Annotated in this window: 16 protein-coding genes; 5 read left to right on the forward strand and 11 right to left on the reverse strand. The window is 47.0% G+C overall.

Going from position 1 to position 15,852, the window contains the following annotated elements:
- Nucleotide 1: 1 nt before the first annotated feature.
- Together feoB and OH458_RS19405 are read right to left on the reverse strand one after the other, a co-directional pair.
- Entirely contained in the window at nt 2–2,503 is a 2,502-nt protein-coding gene (feoB, locus tag OH458_RS19400; protein ID WP_269979505.1) for a ferrous iron transport protein B, read from the reverse strand.
- 10 nt (nt 2,504–2,513) lie between these two features.
- A complete protein-coding gene (locus tag OH458_RS19405; RefSeq protein WP_269979506.1) occupies nt 2,514–2,753 on the reverse strand; it encodes a FeoA family protein in 240 nt (79 codons plus the stop codon).
- 213 nt (nt 2,754–2,966) lie between these two features.
- On the opposite strand from OH458_RS19405, the gene OH458_RS19410 reads away from it, so the two are divergent.
- Both OH458_RS19410 and OH458_RS19415 read left to right on the forward strand, forming a co-directional pair.
- Entirely contained in the window at nt 2,967–3,278 is a 312-nt protein-coding gene (locus OH458_RS19410; RefSeq protein ID WP_038137830.1) for a hypothetical protein, read from the forward strand.
- Nucleotides 3,279–3,301: 23 nt separating this feature from the next.
- Nucleotides 3,302–4,087, forward strand: coding sequence for a DUF4198 domain-containing protein (locus OH458_RS19415; RefSeq protein WP_269979507.1), 786 nt, complete (start codon nt 3,302–3,304; stop codon nt 4,085–4,087).
- 69 nt (nt 4,088–4,156) lie between these two features.
- Here OH458_RS19415 and ruvX read toward each other — a convergent pair whose 3' ends face one another.
- The 8 genes from ruvX to metK all read right to left on the reverse strand — a co-directional run bounded on the left by ruvX (nt 4,157) and on the right by metK (nt 10,619).
- Nucleotides 4,157–4,582 carry a Holliday junction resolvase RuvX gene (ruvX, locus tag OH458_RS19420; RefSeq protein ID WP_038137825.1) on the reverse strand — a complete coding sequence of 142 codons (426 nt, stop codon included), beginning with the start codon at nt 4,580–4,582 and terminating at the stop codon, nt 4,157–4,159.
- Between the two features lie 30 nt (nt 4,583–4,612).
- Nucleotides 4,613–5,176, reverse strand: coding sequence for a YqgE/AlgH family protein (locus OH458_RS19425; RefSeq protein WP_269979508.1), 564 nt, complete (start codon nt 5,174–5,176; stop codon nt 4,613–4,615).
- Between the two features lie 47 nt (nt 5,177–5,223).
- Nucleotides 5,224–6,171, reverse strand: coding sequence for a glutathione synthase (gshB, locus tag OH458_RS19430; RefSeq protein ID WP_005475173.1), 948 nt, complete (start codon nt 6,169–6,171; stop codon nt 5,224–5,226).
- Between the two features lie 13 nt (nt 6,172–6,184).
- Entirely contained in the window at nt 6,185–6,916 is a 732-nt protein-coding gene (gene rsmE, locus OH458_RS19435; protein WP_269979509.1) for a 16S rRNA (uracil(1498)-N(3))-methyltransferase, read from the reverse strand.
- Between the two features lie 129 nt (nt 6,917–7,045).
- On the reverse strand, nt 7,046–7,747 hold the full coding sequence (gene endA, locus OH458_RS19440) for a deoxyribonuclease I (RefSeq protein WP_269979510.1): 702 nt from the start codon (nt 7,745–7,747) through the stop codon (nt 7,046–7,048).
- A gap of 76 nt (nt 7,748–7,823) precedes the next feature.
- On the reverse strand, nt 7,824–8,321 hold the full coding sequence (locus OH458_RS19445) for a SprT family zinc-dependent metalloprotease (RefSeq protein WP_269979511.1): 498 nt from the start codon (nt 8,319–8,321) through the stop codon (nt 7,824–7,826).
- 69 nt (nt 8,322–8,390) lie between these two features.
- Nucleotides 8,391–9,188, reverse strand: a complete 798-nt coding sequence (locus tag OH458_RS19450; RefSeq protein ID WP_269979512.1) for a DUF2189 domain-containing protein — start codon at nt 9,186–9,188, stop codon at nt 8,391–8,393.
- Nucleotides 9,189–9,464: 276 nt separating this feature from the next.
- Nucleotides 9,465–10,619, reverse strand: a complete 1,155-nt coding sequence (gene metK, locus OH458_RS19455) for a methionine adenosyltransferase (RefSeq protein WP_269979513.1) — start codon at nt 10,617–10,619, stop codon at nt 9,465–9,467.
- A 317-nt stretch (nt 10,620–10,936) separates the two neighbouring features.
- Between metK and tkt the strand changes: the two genes are divergently transcribed.
- Nucleotides 10,937–12,931, forward strand: coding sequence for a transketolase (tkt, locus tag OH458_RS19460; protein ID WP_269979514.1), 1,995 nt, complete (start codon nt 10,937–10,939; stop codon nt 12,929–12,931).
- An 83-nt stretch (nt 12,932–13,014) separates the two neighbouring features.
- Here the strand turns inward: tkt and OH458_RS19465 are convergent, their stop codons facing one another.
- Nucleotides 13,015–13,251 (reverse strand): hypothetical protein, encoded by a 237-nt coding sequence (locus OH458_RS19465; RefSeq protein ID WP_269979515.1) that lies wholly within the window; start codon nt 13,249–13,251, stop codon nt 13,015–13,017.
- Between the two features lie 199 nt (nt 13,252–13,450).
- Between OH458_RS19465 and epd the strand changes: the two genes are divergently transcribed.
- Nucleotides 13,451–14,476: an erythrose-4-phosphate dehydrogenase gene (gene epd, locus OH458_RS19470; RefSeq protein ID WP_038191401.1), complete on the forward strand. Its 1,026-nt coding sequence runs from the start codon at nt 13,451–13,453 to the stop codon at nt 14,474–14,476.
- A gap of 151 nt (nt 14,477–14,627) precedes the next feature.
- On the forward strand, nt 14,628–15,788 hold the full coding sequence (locus tag OH458_RS19475; RefSeq protein ID WP_038137804.1) for a phosphoglycerate kinase: 1,161 nt from the start codon (nt 14,628–14,630) through the stop codon (nt 15,786–15,788).
- Nucleotides 15,789–15,852 lie beyond the last annotated feature (64 nt).

Consider the following 15,852-nt stretch of genomic DNA (forward strand, 5'->3'; position numbering starts at 1 on the left):
GCTATTTCTCAACAACTTTTATAGGAATAGGTTGCCCCTGTTTTTTCTGCCGCTTTCTATCGTGTAGACCGACTAGCAGTAAAGCGGCTAAGGCTGAAAAGTAGGTGAGTGACATCACTTGGATTCCACTTAGAGCAAAGCGGGTACCGATCGTATAAACAAGCGTTGCGACGGTAAAACCGAGCAAGGTTGGTAATACGATGGAGAGGAGCATCCATTTGTACTCTCCCGTCTGCACTTTTATCATCATCACGGTGGCGAGACAGGGTGGGTACAAAATGAAGAACAAGATCAGCGCAACAGCAGCGACTTCGCCGTGACCGGCAAGTTCATCTGATTGGGCCATCCGCTGCTCCAGTTTTTGGTTATTGTCCTCTTCGGGTTGAAATAGCACGCCGAGTGTCGCCACACTGCTTTCGCGAGCGGCAAACGAGGAAAATAGTGCGACGTTGATTTTCCAATCAAACCCCGCATATTGGGTGACAGGTTCCAAAGCTCGGCCAAAACTACCTAACAGTGAAGCTTCAAGGCGCCTCTCTTTCATTTCTCGGCGAATTTTCTTTCTTTCCGAAGCCAGTTTTCTTAATGCTTTGTTGAGTTTAGCGGCATCTTTTCCTCCTTTTCTCGCAGTAATGGCGAAGTAAAGTTCATTGCGAGATTGGAAAGCGGTGTTCACTGATTGAGATGCGTCAGCGCCTTTCGCATTCAGTTTTGCTGCGCGGTAATCCGTATAGAAGTTTACGAGGTCTGTTAACGACTGTTCATCAAATGAGTCGGCATACTGAGTTTTTTGCGCTGCTTTTTGAAAACGAGCGACGGCTTTTTCCGCTCGGGTTTGGAACGCTTGCTGTTCTTGCTCTGGAACGCCGGGAAATTGCAACAAGACGAAAATGACCGTAGAGACCGCAAGCACAATGGTGCCCACTTTGCGTACGTACATCCAGGTTCTCTCCAGAGAGCGAGTCACCACACTGCGTGCCGTTGGCAGGTTGTAGCGCGGCAGTTCCATGACAAAAGGGGCTTGCTCGGTACGGCGCAAGACAGATTGGGTTAACAGCTTTGCCACAAGTAGCGCTGCGATGATTGAAATTGTCGAAATGTAAAATGTCATCAAAGACTTGTCTTCAACAAAGAAAATACCCAGAAGCAGGGTGTACAAAGGGACTTTCGCTAAACAGTTCATATACGGCACCGTTAGGATCGTCGCAATGCGAGCGCGATTGTCTGGAATCCCTTTGGTTGCCATGACGCCCGGTACGGCGCATCCCCCGGCAAAGACGCCTGCGAGAATCATCGGCAATGTACTTTGTCCATGTAAGCCAAAGCGATTGAGTACCCGATCTGAAATAAATGCGATCCTTGCCATGTAGCCTGAATCTTCAATGATCGCGATAAGCGCAAACAGAATCAGAAAAATGGGGATATAGTTGAGTAGCGTGTTGGCTGAGTCGACAATCCATAGGCCGAGCGATCGAACGTAAGGATCGTGGAGAAAACCCGCGTCGGGTAAGACCCCGGCAATGAGCTCTCTAAGCCCTGCGAGATAAGGCCACCAGTAGTTGGTTAGCTCGTATCCATAGACAATGGAGCTCTGATAGATGACAAATACGGTCGCGATAAGAAACAGCGGCGCGCCAAATTTATTGAGGACAACCTTGTCAATTTTGTCGCTCACAGAGAGTTTTTCGATTTGGCGGCAAGATTGACTGCTGCACGCTTCAACAAGCATCGAGACACGCAGATGTCGCTGCGCAACAATGTAATCACTGACTGTGCTGCTTAACCTTGTTTCAATGCCGTTTAAATACAGCTCGACTTTGGCACTCAACTGCTGAGTTTGCTGGTCAGACAGCAACTCGCCAAGCCATTCATCGATATGACTATCGCGCTCTAACAGTCGCAGTGCAAGCCAGCGGAACGAGTAGCTTTGCGGGGCAATCGCGCTATCGAGCCACTCGGTGAGTGAAGAAAGCTCGGGCTCTAATTGCGGATAATCGATTGGCGCTTGCTGCTTTTTAGCATTGAGTAGAGCAGCGTTGATCTGATCTTCACCTTTTCCTTTCCTACCAATACATTCTGCGACAGGCACACCGATTTGTTGACTCAACGCACTCGAGTCGATAGCGATACCCTCTGACTGAGCAACGTCCATCATGTTAAGTACCAAGGCGATTGGCAGACCCATTTCAATCAGTTGCAGTGTGAGATGCAAAGAGCGATTGAGGTTGGCGGCATCGACTACGTTGAGCACCACGTCAGCCGACTCTTGTCTAAGGGCATCGCGAGCAACCCTTTCTTCTAGTGAGTAGCAGCTCAAACTGTACGTACCGGGTAAATCGATGAGTTGGTAGGCGTCGCCGGCTACCGAGAAATAGCCTGTTTTTTTGTCTACAGTAACGCCTGGGTAGTTAGCAACATGCTGTCTTGCGCCTGTCAGCATATTAAAAATCGTCGACTTGCCCGCGTTTTGTTGGCCTGCCAGTAGTACTTTTTTCCGTTGCATTACGAATTCCTTACGACAACGTTGCGAGTTGCACGATAACGGTCTCGGCTTCTGTTTGTCTGATCACGACGCTGGTTGCGCCCACTCTAAACTCGAAAGGATCACGCAGCGGCGCTTTGCGAATCAGCTTGATTTGAGACTGTGGAATTAGCCCTAAATCAAGTAGGCGTTGGCGAACGGCTCCGCTCGATTGATGAGAAACAATCGTTGCGCTTTGTCCAATGGATAGCTGGCTTAAGGTAGTTTGCATGTAATAACAGTGAGTAGTTTTTCCTTTCGAGATTGTAAACAATGCGCCGAAAATTAATTAAACAATAACCATTGTATAAATGATTTATATCAATGAAGATGTATTTAATAATCATTCTCACTTTCATTTGTTGAATTCAGTCGTTAATCTCTCGGCATAAAATTGGGAGTCATTCTCAATATCTTTTTAAAAATGCTAGAAATGGACGAAAGAATGAAACAAAAAACTCTGCTCTTACTAATGAGTGCAGTGCTTCCTAGTGCAGCACTGGCTCATACCCCGTTATTTTCATGTTATGACTTCGGCGACAATACCATTTTGTGTGAAGGGGGCTTTTCCGATGGCTCTTCAGCATCCGGCGTAGAAGTGTTGGTGATTGACGGCTCGGGCAAGACGTTAATTACCAGTGAAATTAACGAAGATGGTGAAATTGAATTTGAGAAACCTGCAGGTGAGTACAAAGTTCAGTTCAATGCTGGGCCGGGACATTCCATAGAAGTTGATGGCAAGAATATTGTTGAATAACCAAAGAAATTTAGGATGAAAAAATGAAAAAGTTATCTCTAGCGGTTGGTGTGGCTGCACTCTCTTTGTCTGCCGCTTCTCAGGCTCACTTCCTATTAATGCATACGCCAACTTCTCAGCTTGACGCTCCAACGACCGTGGACATGAAGGTTGTGTTTGGTCACCCGATGGACAACGGCCATGTGATGGACATTGAAAAGCCAGAAGCCCTAACGGTTACATTCAAAGGCAAGAAAACGGATCTGTTGGATACGTTGCAACCTATTGAGTGGACTGGCCCTGACAACAAGGCAAAGGCGTTTGAGTTAGAGTACAAAATCCGTCGCAACGGTGATTACATTTTTGCCGCAACACCAGCGCCTTATTATGAAGGCGGTGAGGACATCTACATTCAACAAATCACCAAGCGTTACATCAATAAAGGTGGACTGCCAACTGGGTGGGAGAAGCCACTGGGTTTGAAGACGGAAATTGTGCCGAAGAATAAGCCTTACCAAGTGCTTGCTGGTAGTACATTTACTGGCCAGCTTCTCTCTGAAGGTAAGCCAGCGGCAGGTGTTGAGTGTGAGATTGAATTTCTAAACACTGATATTGATAGTAAAGCGAATGCTTTTGGCAAAGGCACGCATCGCAGCACGCCTGCGTCTGCGATTGTTGCCATCACGGATGACAATGGCATGTTTACTTTCGGTGTGCCAACAGCAGGCAAGTGGGGATTTGCGTGCCTAGGGTCAGGTCCTGATAAAGAGTTTAAAGGCAAAGAGCTGTCGCAAGACGCCGTGCTTTGGATTGAAGCTCAAGACTTATAAACGCCGTTCGATCAAAAAAGCTGGCGCTTAATAGCCAGCTTTTTTCGTTTAGTTTCTGCGATGGGGGGCTTACTCACCCCATTGCGCTTCAAACCAACTTTCCAGAATCACAACGGCGGATTGGCAATCCACATTGCCCTTGCTTAGCGCCTTGTATCCTCCCATGTTGAAGAGGTCTGCACGAGCTTCGGTGGTTGAGAGTCTTTCATCATGCAACTCGACAGGTAAGCCATAGCGACCGTGCAGTCGGTTGGCAAACTTTTTCGCCCGAGGTGTGATGGTCTCTAAATCGCGACCATGGAGGTCGGTCGGTAAACCAACAACCAATAAATCGGGTTGCCACTCTTTGATTAATTTTTCGATGTCATCCCAATTGGGGATTCCGTCATTGGCTTTAAATGCACGAAGAGGAGAGGCGGTACCCGTGACCTCTTGACCAATTGCACTACCAATGCTTTTGGTACCGAAGTCAAAGGACATGATGGTTCTAGACATGAGAATCCTGTTTTTAGTCTTTATGGTCGATTACGCGTGGCCAATCTCACTTGAGAGCTGAGCAACGTTAATACCCAACATTTGCACGGCTTTTTGCCAGCGCTCAGCAATGGGCGTGTTAAAAATGACGTCTGGGTCCGCTTCGATGGTCAGCCATGAGTTGTCTGAGAGTTCACTTTCGAGCTGGCCAGGCTCCCAGCCGGAATAGCCCAATGCCACCAAGTACTCGTTTGGTTCCGCTTCGGTGCCTAGCACGGTGAGAATATCTCGCGAGGTGGTAACCGAAATATTGTCTGTCATCTGAATGCTCGATTCATACTCATCTTTGGGTTGGTGCAAGATGAAGCCTCGATCGCTTGAGACGGGGCCACCTTTTAAGACAGGCTTTTCGAGGCTGTCGGTGAACAGCTGCGGATGAACCGATTGGACATCCACTTGTTTGAGCATTTTGCCGACGGTGACGTCGATTGGAGCATTAATCATTAGACCCATGGCGCCCTCATCATTGTGTTCGCACACGTAGATGACGCTGCGCTCAAAGTAGGGATCTTTCATCCCGGGCATCGCCACTAAAAAATGGTTAGTTAAATTCATAGACACTCCAACAGATTATTAGGGGCAGAGGTTCCGCCCCCTTGTTATTATTTGTTGATGCGGCGTTCAATCGCATCCATAAGCTTGCCGGTGATCGAAACATCAAATGCAGCCTCGATTTCACGAATGCACGTTGGGCTTGTTACATTAATCTCAGTTAGCTTGTCGCCGATGACATCCAAACCAACAAAAATCAGTCCTTTTTCCTTAAGTGTAGGCGCTACAGCTTCAGCGATCTTTTTATCTGTTTCACTTAATGGTCTTGCTTCACCAGTCCCGCCAGCGGCTAGGTTGCCGCGGGTTTCACCTTTAGCTGGAATACGGGCTAAGCAGTAACCAATCGGCTCACCATCGACCACTAGGATGCGCTTGTCACCATTGCTGATGTCTGGGACGAAGGTTTGCGCCATTGCGTAGTTTTGACCGTGGTTGGTCAGGGTTTCAATGATCACCGACACGTTTGGATCACCCTCTTTCACGCGGAAGATAGATGCGCCACCCATGCCATCAAGAGGTTTTAGGATCACGTCGCCATGTTGCTCGCGGAACTGTTTAATCTTCTCGGCTTTACGCGTTACGATGGTGGTCGGCGTAAGTTCTGGGAACCAAGCGGTGAACAGCTTCTCGTTACAATCACGTAGGCTTTGCGGTTTGTTTACAATCAGTGTGCCTTGCTCTTCAGCGCGCTCAAGGATGTAAGTCGCGTAGATGTATTCGGTATCAAACGGAGGATCCTTACGCATCAGAACGGCATCAAGCTCAGACAGTTCAATGGTTTGCTCCGATTTAAACTCATACCAACCCGTTGGATCTTCTTTTAGCTCGACGACCTTGGTATCTGCAATGGCGACACCTTGGTCTAGGTGTAAGTCGTTCATCTCCATGTAGTGGATTTCGTAGCCGCGGCGCTGCGCTTCAAGCATCATGGCAAAGCTAGAGTCTTTTTTGATGTTAATGGACGAGATAGGGTCCATTACGATACCTAATTTGATCATTGTTGTTCTCCGTTTAACCAAGATCGCCGAAACGAACTTGCAAGGCTGTAATTGCAGTGAGAGCCGCTGTTTCCGTGCGCAGTACGCGTGGGCCAAGCAGTGTCTCTTCAAATTTATACTCTTCTGTCATACCGATTTCTTCCGCTGACAACCCACCTTCTGGACCAATCAATAGACGAACCTTCTCTACCGGTGTTGGCAGGGTATTGATTGAGTATTTTGCACGTGGATGAAGGTTGAGCTTTAAGCCGTCATAGTCTTCGGCGCACCACTCTTCAAGCTGCATGATTGGGCGGATTTCAGGAATGGTATTACGACCACATTGCTCACAGGCACTGATAGCGATTTTCTGCCATTGCGCGAGCTTCTTTTCGAAGCGCTTTTGATCCAGTTTCACACCACAGCGCTCTGAAATCAGAGGAGTAATGGTATTTACACCAAGCTCGACCGATTTTTGGATGGTGAACTCCATCTTGTCACCACGTGAGATAACCTGACCTAGGTGCAAATCAAGCGGTGATTCCGCGCTGTGTTCAATGCGTTCGGTGACATCCACTTCGACGTGTTTTTTTGTCACACTTGAAATGGTTGCTGGAAATTCAGCACCACTGCCATCAAACAGCAGGACATCTTGCCCCTCTTTCATTCGCAATACACGGCCAATGTGGCCGGCAGCGTCGTCACTCAACATGAGAGTGCCTAGCTGTGAGATGGTTTCTGGATGATAGATTCGTGGGATTCGCATTGGTTTCGATTTCCAGCAAGAGATTTAGAGATAACCTCTAACATGGATGCTTTTAAGGGAAAAAACAAGGGGCGCAAAGCGTTTCCAGCTAAGAACTGGAAACTCTTTGTCGGTTAAGAGAAAGATGACTTAAAGGGCTTGGCAGGCTTGATAAACAAACGGGTTGTGATTGCCCTGAATTTTGAAAATTCGTTCTTCTCGCTCACATTCCCATGAATCAACTGGAAACTGCTTGTTCCATGCATTCATCAGTTGGGTTTGCTGTTTAGATAGCCTAAATCCATACTCTTTGCTCATATAAAGGTACGTACGCGCGATTGAGCCTTTTGCTCGATCGGGTGGCATCACTTTACGCTGCTTAAAGTTGACCTGCATTTCACAGCGGCCATAGCTCACGCCGTCGAGGCCATTCCACTGGCTAAAGTTATAGTTGGAGCGATCGCCATTCACTTCACCGATCGCAGGAGTCAGGTTGTGAAGATCGGCTTCCATCATGCGGAAGGTTTTATCTTTCTTCGCACAGTTTTTACGTCCGCCCTCTTGCCAACATTGACGCTGGTGGCCAAATTGCCACGCAGGGACCACATGTTCCCATTCGATACGTGACGCGCGTTTGAGCTGTTTTCGAACTTGGTAGCCACAAGATTCTAAATCAGGAGTACCTTTTCTTCCTTGCCACTGAATATCACAACCACAATAAAAACTGGTTGGATGATCGGCGTATATTTTGACCGCCTCTTTCTTTGCTTTCGAGAAAGAAGAAGGTGGAGCGGCGACTGCCACGGATGACAGGAGCGCAATAGTGAATGCAAGCAAGCGTTGTTTTTTCATATCTTGGTATTAGAAAAGTATGAGTGCTTACAGTCTAGCACGCATTACTGGCTTGTATTACTGAGAAAAAAATTAACTAGGAGAGTTGTTTGCCACTGAAAGCGAGTGTTTGTTGGCACTGCTGACAGCGGTAACTGGCTTGCTTTCGCTGTACTTTATTGTGTCGGCGAATCGACAAAGGGTAGGTGGTACAGGCACAAAGGTACTCAAAGGTCTTCCCTTGTACTGAAGTGATTTCAAAGCTGTGCGTCGTTTTTGCAGGGACCTTAAATACGGCTTCCATCACGCCTTGCCACTCTTTACCGTGTGGTCTTACTCGGCCATAGACTTGATAGGTGATCAAATGGGCCACTTCATGGGGGAGCACCTCGTTTAAGAAGGCCTGTTGGTTCTCTTTAAACAGAGTTGGATTGAGGCGGATTTCATTGAGTTGTAGATAAGCTTTACCTGCAGCTTTACCGCGTAGCTTGTAGTTGAGTGAAGGTTGTGGGAATTGACGTTTGAAGGCGTTTTGCGCTTGGAATAGACACTCTGCGATGACTTTGTGCGCACGATAATCGAGTTCTAAATCCACATCTACTCCTAAAACAACGCCCCAACCAAAAGGGTTGGGGCGCATCATAGATCGAAACAGCTCATCTTGTTAAGGGTGATGTTTCTTCTTAATGGTTTCGTGGTATGCGTGCCAAGTGCCGTAGCCCAGTATTGGCATTGTGAACAACATGCCAATTCCGTAAGTGGCGAAGCCCACCAAAATACCGCCACAAATTAAGCCTGCCCACACAATCATAGCCGGAATGTTGGATTTAACGGCATTGAAGCTGGTAAATACCGCGGTCATCATATCGACTCGACGTTCCATCATCAGTGGAATTGAAAATGCGGAGATGCTGAAAACAACACAAGCAAGGATAAAGCCAACTAGCGAGCCTATCACAAGGAAAGGCATAAATTCAGTGAGCGGAGCACCTTGCATGGAAGGGTATAAGGCGTGAAGCAACGCAGCGATGCGCATCCAGAAAATCATACATACTGCCAGCAAGACTGCGAATGCCCATTGAGAGGTCGAATTGCGTCCGATCGCTTTCATTGAATGAAGCAGGCTGGCGCTGTGTCCTTTCTCTCTTTCCCAACTCGCATCGTATAAACCGAGAGCGAGGAAAGGGCCGATTAGCATGTAAACAACTAGGCTAGGCATCACGACGAGGTGGGTTCCTTGCCATTGAACGAGCAATACAATACCAATCGCGGCGGCCATAAAGCATAAACCGTAGAATGCGCTGATAAGAGGCATTCTGATAAAGTCGTGTAAGCCCAACGAGAGCCAATGAAATGGCGCTGAAACGCTTACTTGATTACACGGAATGGTGCGAGCATATTCCGCGTCTGGGACTTCTTTATGTTTCTCTTTGAAGTCGTGTGGATTCACCGTACGAGGCATACATCCTCCTTGATCGATTCTCTGTTCTCACCGGGCGGTTTGGCTGCCCGAATGTGTTGGAAACTCGATGCCCGGATCGTTGACTTCTTGGTTGGGGCAAGAGTTTATCTTGTGTTACGAGATGAAATTCAATATAGATTTATCCCATTAACATATTTTTAACTATTGACCCGATGGCAAAAAAATACAACTTTCATCGGTGTTTTTATCGGTAAAGAAAAAGGGCTTTTGGTTTCCCAAAAGCCCTTTTAAATTCGATTATGTCTTATGTTCTAATTACTTAAGACCTGCGAAGTCTGCAAGAATCGCTGCTTTATCTGTCGCTTCCCACGGGAACTCTTCACGACCGAAGTGACCGTAAGCTGCTGTCTTCTTGTAGATAGGCTGAAGTAGGTTCAGCATCTCTTGTAGACCGTATGGACGTAGATCGAAGTTCTGGCGAACTGCTTCTACGATAATATCGTGAGAGACTTTCTCAGTGCCGAACGTTTCCACCATGATAGAGGTTGGATCCGCAACACCGATTGCATAAGAAAGTTGGATCTCACAACGGTCAGCCATGCCAGCCGCAACGATGTTTTTCGCTACGTAACGTGCTGCGTATGCTGCAGAGCGGTCTACTTTTGATGGATCTTTACCAGAGAACGCACCGCCACCGTGACGCGCTGCGCCGCCGTAGGTATCAACGATGATCTTACGACCAGTTAGACCACAGTCACCCATTGGACCGCCGATTACGAAACGACCAGTTGGGTTGATGAAGAAGTTAGTCTCTTTGTTGATCCACTCTGAAGGCAGTACAGGCTTGATGATCTCTTCCATTACTGCTTCACGTAGGTCAGGAGTTGATACTGAGTCACAGTGCTGAGTTGAAAGAACAACCGCATCGATACCTACAATCTTACCGTGATCGTATTGGAACGTTACCTGAGATTTCGCATCTGGACGTAGGAAGTTTAGTTTGCCGCTCTTACGTACTTCTGCTTGTTTTTCAACTAAGCGGTGTGCGTAAGTGATAGGTGCTGGCATTAGGATTTCAGTTTCGTTGGTTGCGTAACCAAACATAATGCCTTGGTCGCCTGCGCCTTGCTCTTTAGGATCGGCTTTATCAACACCTTGGTTGATGTCCGGTGACTGCTTACCAATCGTGTTCAGAACAGCACAAGAATCCGCATCAAAGCCCATGTCTGAATGCACGTAGCCAATTTCACGCACGGTTTGACGCGTTAGCTCTTCGATATCTACCCATGCTGAAGTAGTGATCTCACCACCAACCATGACCATACCGGTTTTAACGTAAGTTTCACACGCGACACGTGCTTTTGGGTCTTGTTCTAGAATTGCATCAAGAACAGCATCAGAAATTTGGTCTGCAATTTTATCTGGATGACCTTCTGATACCGACTCAGAAGTGAACAGGTGCTTAGCCATGTTAGCTCCACTATATCTGGTTAATGTTGGAGGTTTGGAAACACTCCAGCATTCAATAATACTAATAATTGTAGGTGTATCTACATCTAGACGTCTATTCTAGTTTTGAATGCTCGAATTACAAGCTCTTTTTTATTATTAGATAAAACCAAACGTTTGCCTTAAGTTGGCTTCAAATGAGTAACTTCGAGCGATTTGCTGCGAAAGGTCGGAAATTTGTGAACAAATGGCTTGGAAAACGTTTGCACAGCTAGATTCGCTTTGAGAGAATTATCGCCCACATTTATATGATTCGCTTAATGCACTCAGGAGCTGACATGTCTTCTCGTCAACATCTCGCTAATGCTATCCGCGCTCTAAGCATGGATGGTGTACAACAGGCTAACTCTGGCCACCCAGGCGCCCCTATGGGTATGGCTGATATCGCTGAAGTTCTTTGGCGCTCTCACCTAAACCACAACCCAGCAAACCCAGAATGGGCTGACCGCGACCGTTTCGTTCTTTCAAATGGCCACGGCTCTATGCTGATTTACTCTTTGCTACACCTTTCGGGTTACGAGCTATCGATTGACGATCTGAAAAACTTCCGTCAGTTGCACTCTAAAACGCCGGGTCACCCAGAGTACGGTTACGCACCAGGTGTTGAGACAACGACAGGTCCTCTAGGTCAAGGTATCACCAACGCTGTAGGTATGGCGTTAGCTGAGAAGACGTTGGCAGCACAGTTCAACAAAGAAGGCCACGACATCGTTGACCACTTCACTTATGCATTCATGGGTGACGGCTGTCTGATGGAAGGTATCTCTCACGAAGCATGTTCTTTAGCTGGTACGCTAGGTCTTGGTAAGTTGATTGCGTTCTGGGATGACAACGGCATCTCTATCGATGGTCACGTTGAAGGCTGGTTCTCTGATGACACACCTAAGCGTTTTGAAGCGTACGGCTGGCATGTAATCCCAGCGGTAGACGGTCACGATTCTGAAGCGATCAACGCAGCAATCATCGCCGCTAAAGCGGATCCTCGTCCAACTCTGATTTGTACTAAAACAGTGATCGGTTTTGGTTCGCCTAACAAGTCTGGCTCTCACGACTGTCACGGTGCACCACTAGGCGCAGAAGAAATTGCAGCGACTCGCAAGCAACTTGGTTGGGAGCACGGTCCATTTGAAATTCCTGCTGATGTTTATGCACAGTGGGATGCAAAACAAGCGGGTGCTGAAAAAGAAGCTGCATGGAATGCTAAGTTCGATGCTTATGCCGCGGCATACCCTGAAGAAGCAGCTGAGCTTAAGCGTCGCCTAAACGGTGAACTACCAGCACAGTGGGAAGAGAAAGCAAATGCAATCATTGCTGACCTGCAAGCGAACCCAGCAAACATCGCATCACGTAAAGCGTCTCAAAACGCGCTAGAAGCGTTTGGTGCTATGCTACCAGAGTTCCTAGGCGGCTCGGCTGACCTAGCACCTTCTAACCTAACCATGTGGTCTGGTTCTAAGTCAGTATCTGCTGAAGATGCATCAGGTAACTACATCCACTACGGTGTCCGTGAATTCGGTATGACAGCAATCATGAACGGTATCGCTCTGCACGGTGGTTTCGTACCATACGGCGCGACTTTCCTAATGTTCATGGAATACGCGCGTAACGCAATGCGCATGGCTGCTCTGATGAAAGTTCAGAATATCCAAGTGTACACGCATGACTCTATCGGTCTAGGCGAAGATGGCCCAACGCACCAACCAGTTGAGCAAATGGCGTCTCTACGTCTAACTCCAAACATGAGCACATGGCGTCCATGTGACCAAGTGGAATCTGCAGTCGCTTGGAAACTGGCTATCGAGCGTAAAGACGGTCCAACGTCTCTAATCTTCTCTCGTCAAAACCTTGCACAGCAAGAGCGTAGCGAAGAGCAAGTTGCAAACATCGCTCGCGGCGGTTACATCCTGAAAGATTGTGAAGGCAAGCCAGAGCTAATCCTTATCGCGACAGGTTCAGAAGTTGAGCTGGCGGTAGAAGCAGCAGCACAGCTAACAGCGGAAGGCAAACAAGTACGCGTTGTTTCAATGCCATCTACAGATGCATTCGACAAGCAAGACGCAGAATACCGCGAATCTGTTCTTCCATCTGACGTAACAGCACGTATCGCTGTTGAAGCTGGCATCGCTGACTTCTGGTACAAGTACGTTGGCTTCGGCGGCAAGATCATCGGTATGACAACGTTCGGTGAATCTGCTCCAGCAGGCGAACTGTTCAAGATGTTCGGTTTCACTACAGAAAACGTAGTAAACACAGCGAAAGAACTACTTTCTTAATTTAGTTCGTATCAACGAAAAAGAGAAAACCGAGCCATTTGGCTCGGTTTTTTTTATGCGTTCAAGTTAAGTCTGCGCAGCGGTTACTCAAACTCTTTACCCCAGTTATCTTTCTCTTTATGACCACACACTTTACATGTGATGTATCTGTCCATGTCATAGTAATGACCACCATTAATAAAGGTATGAGCCATCAATTTGATTCTACCTAAAAGAGAAGTGTCCGTGTCGTAGCTGCTGTTTTTTCTGACAAGCACTTCACTATGGGGCGTTTCTTGTTCGCATTGTTTACAAAAGTGAGTGGCTGGGTATCCAGACATAGTCATTTCCTTTGGTTGATGAAACTAGAGAAGAAACAGCCATAAGAAAACAATTGCTCACAGGTCGACTATGCATACAGCTCTCATATTAATCAAGTTTTATAAAATCAATTACTCGGCGCATATCACTAACTTAATGCGCTTCTTCTCACTATCGGGTAGTATTTGTGACACGAAAATCATGTAAGGCGATGGAATCATGCTAAGAGTTGCGATCAATGGATTTGGACGTATCGGTCGTAATGTACTGCGGGCAGTATATGAAAGTGGCAAAAGCCAGCAGATTAAAGTGGTAGCAGTGAATGAGCTTGCTCAGCCAGATGCCATGGCGCACCTACTGCAATACGATACAAGCCACGGTCGATTCGGCAAGAAGGTGACCAACGACCAAGAGCATATTTATATTCATCATGACAGCGGAGAATTTGATTCTGTCCGCATTCTACATCTCAGTGATATTGAGCTGCTGCCGTGGCGCGATCTAGAGGTCGATCTGGTCTTAGATTGCACAGGTGTTTTTGGCTCTCAAGCGGATGGCCAAGAGCATATCAAAGCTGGCGCGAAGAAAGTCTTATTTTCACACCCTGGGGCCAACGATCTCGACAATACGATTATTTATGGTGTGAACCACGATACGCTAAAAGCCGAACACAAAGTTGTCTCCAACGGTTCGTGTACCACTAACTGTATCGTTCCTATCATTAAAGCCCTTGATGACGCGTTTGAAATCGAATCTGGCACCATTACTACGATTCACTCATCGATGAACGACCAACAAGTCATTGATGCGTACCACTCTGATTTGCGTCGAACACGTGCCGCCAGCCAGTCGATCATTCCGGTGGACACTAAGTTGCATAAAGGTATTGAAAGAATCTTCCCGAAATTTTCTAACAAGTTTGAAGCGATTTCCGTGCGAGTACCAACGGTAAACGTCACGGCGATGGATTTAAGTGTCACAATTAATACAAATGTGAAAGTTAATGACGTAAATCAAACCATTGTTAACGCATCTCAGTGTACATTACAGGGCATTGTTGACTATACTGAAGCGCCGCTCGTTTCTATCGACTTTAATCATGATCCCCATAGCGCGATTGTCGATGGTACACAGACTCGAGTGAGCAATGGGCATTTAGTGAAAATGCTTGTTTGGTGTGATAACGAATGGGGCTTTGCGAACCGCATGCTGGATACTGCGCTCGCAATGCAGGCTGCAAAGTAAGCCGTAGTGCAGCGAGGAGAATTATTTATTTTTACCCTTGAAATAAATAAATGATGGCTCCATATCTGAACCAGTTTAAAGAATTAATAGGCTTGGCAGGGTTGCCGGGCTACTGAAAACTTTACTTATTGAATATTTGAGAGGACACATCATGTCTGTAATCAAGATGACTGACCTGGATCTAGCAGGTAAACGTGTATTTATCCGTGCGGACCTAAACGTACCTGTAAAAGAAGGCAAAGTGACTTCTGATGCACGTATCCTAGCATCTCTACCAACGATCAAGCACTGTCTAGAAGCTGGCGCTAAAGTTATGGTTACTTCTCACCTAGGTCGTCCAACTGAAGGTGAATACGCAGAAGAGTTCTCTCTACAACCTGTTGTTAACTACCTAAACGACGCACTAGATTGCGAAGTTAAACTAGCGAAAGATTACCTAGATGGCCTAGAGCTAAACACAGGTGAGCTAGTTGTTCTTGAAAACGTTCGCTTTAACAAAGGCGAGAAGAAGAACGAAGAAGAGCTATCTAAGAAATACGCTGCACTTTGTGACATCTTCGTAATGGATGCATTTGGTACGGCTCACCGTGCTCAAGCGTCTACTCACGGTGTTGGTATGAACGCGCCTGTTGCGTGTGCTGGTCCTCTTCTTGCTGCTGAACTAGAAGCACTAGGTAAAGCAATGGACAACCCAGAGCGTCCACTTGTTGCTATCGTTGGTGGTTCTAAAGTTTCTACTAAACTAACCGTTCTAGAGTCTCTATCTAAAGTCGCTGACCAGCTAGTTGTTGGTGGTGGTATCGCGAACACATTTATCGCTGCAGCAGGCCACAACGTAGGTAAGTCTCTATACGAAGCTGACCTAGTTGAAACCGCTCAAAAACTAATGAAAGAGTGTTCTATCCCAGTTGCGACTGACGTTGCATGTGCGAAAGCATTCGACGAGAACGCAGAAGCTGAAATCAAGAACGTTGCTGACGTTGCTGACGACGACATGATCTTCGACCTAGGTCCAGACTCAACGGCCGCTCTAGCTGAAATCATCGCTAACGCTAAGACAATCCTATGGAACGGTCCAGTAGGCGTATTCGAATTCAAGAACTTCGAAGCGGGTACCAAAGGTATCTCTGAAGCGATCGCTAAGTCAGCAGGTTTCTCTGTAGCAGGTGGTGGTGACACGCTAGCGGCTATCGACCAATTCGGTATCAAAGCTGACGTTTCTTACATCTCTACTGGTGGTGGTGCATTCCTTGAATTCGTTGAAGGTAAAGTACTTCCAGCAGTGGCAATGCTTGAAGAGCGCGCTAAGTAATTAAGTGAAAGCGGGAGAGTGATTCTCCCGCTTTGTTGTTTGCTGCACATCACAGTTTTTTGCT

Source organism: Vibrio sp. MarTm2 (genome assembly GCF_027587055.1).
In the GTDB taxonomy this organism is placed as follows: Bacteria; Pseudomonadota; Gammaproteobacteria; order Enterobacterales; family Vibrionaceae; genus Vibrio; species Vibrio sinaloensis_D.

Excerpts from the sequence above, each read along its gene's own strand:
- feoB (WP_269979505.1), bottom strand. The coding sequence starts at position 2,503 with ATGCAACGGAAAAAAGTACTACTGGCAGGCCAACAAAACGCGGGCAAG.
- OH458_RS19465 (WP_269979515.1), bottom strand. The coding sequence starts at position 13,251 with ATGTCTGGATACCCAGCCACTCACTTTTGTAAACAATGCGAACAAGAA.
- OH458_RS19425 (WP_269979508.1), bottom strand. The coding sequence starts at position 5,176 with ATGAATTTAACTAACCATTTTTTAGTGGCGATGCCCGGGATGAAAGAT.
- metK (WP_269979513.1), bottom strand. The coding sequence starts at position 10,619 with ATGGCTAAGCACCTGTTCACTTCTGAGTCGGTATCAGAAGGTCATCCA.
- OH458_RS19415 (WP_269979507.1), top strand. The coding sequence starts at position 3,302 with ATGAAAAAGTTATCTCTAGCGGTTGGTGTGGCTGCACTCTCTTTGTCT.
- rsmE (WP_269979509.1), bottom strand. The coding sequence starts at position 6,916 with ATGCGAATCCCACGAATCTATCATCCAGAAACCATCTCACAGCTAGGC.
- OH458_RS19450 (WP_269979512.1), bottom strand. The coding sequence starts at position 9,188 with ATGCCTCGTACGGTGAATCCACACGACTTCAAAGAGAAACATAAAGAA.
- endA (WP_269979510.1), bottom strand. The coding sequence starts at position 7,747 with ATGAAAAAACAACGCTTGCTTGCATTCACTATTGCGCTCCTGTCATCC.
- epd (WP_038191401.1), top strand. The coding sequence starts at position 13,451 with ATGCTAAGAGTTGCGATCAATGGATTTGGACGTATCGGTCGTAATGTA.
- gshB (WP_005475173.1), bottom strand. The coding sequence starts at position 6,171 with ATGATCAAATTAGGTATCGTAATGGACCCTATCTCGTCCATTAACATC.
- OH458_RS19475 (WP_038137804.1), top strand. The coding sequence starts at position 14,628 with ATGTCTGTAATCAAGATGACTGACCTGGATCTAGCAGGTAAACGTGTA.
- tkt (WP_269979514.1), top strand. The coding sequence starts at position 10,937 with ATGTCTTCTCGTCAACATCTCGCTAATGCTATCCGCGCTCTAAGCATG.
- OH458_RS19410 (WP_038137830.1), top strand. The coding sequence starts at position 2,967 with ATGAAACAAAAAACTCTGCTCTTACTAATGAGTGCAGTGCTTCCTAGT.
- ruvX (WP_038137825.1), bottom strand. The coding sequence starts at position 4,582 with ATGTCTAGAACCATCATGTCCTTTGACTTCGGTACCAAAAGCATTGGT.
- OH458_RS19405 (WP_269979506.1), bottom strand. The coding sequence starts at position 2,753 with ATGCAAACTACCTTAAGCCAGCTATCCATTGGACAAAGCGCAACGATT.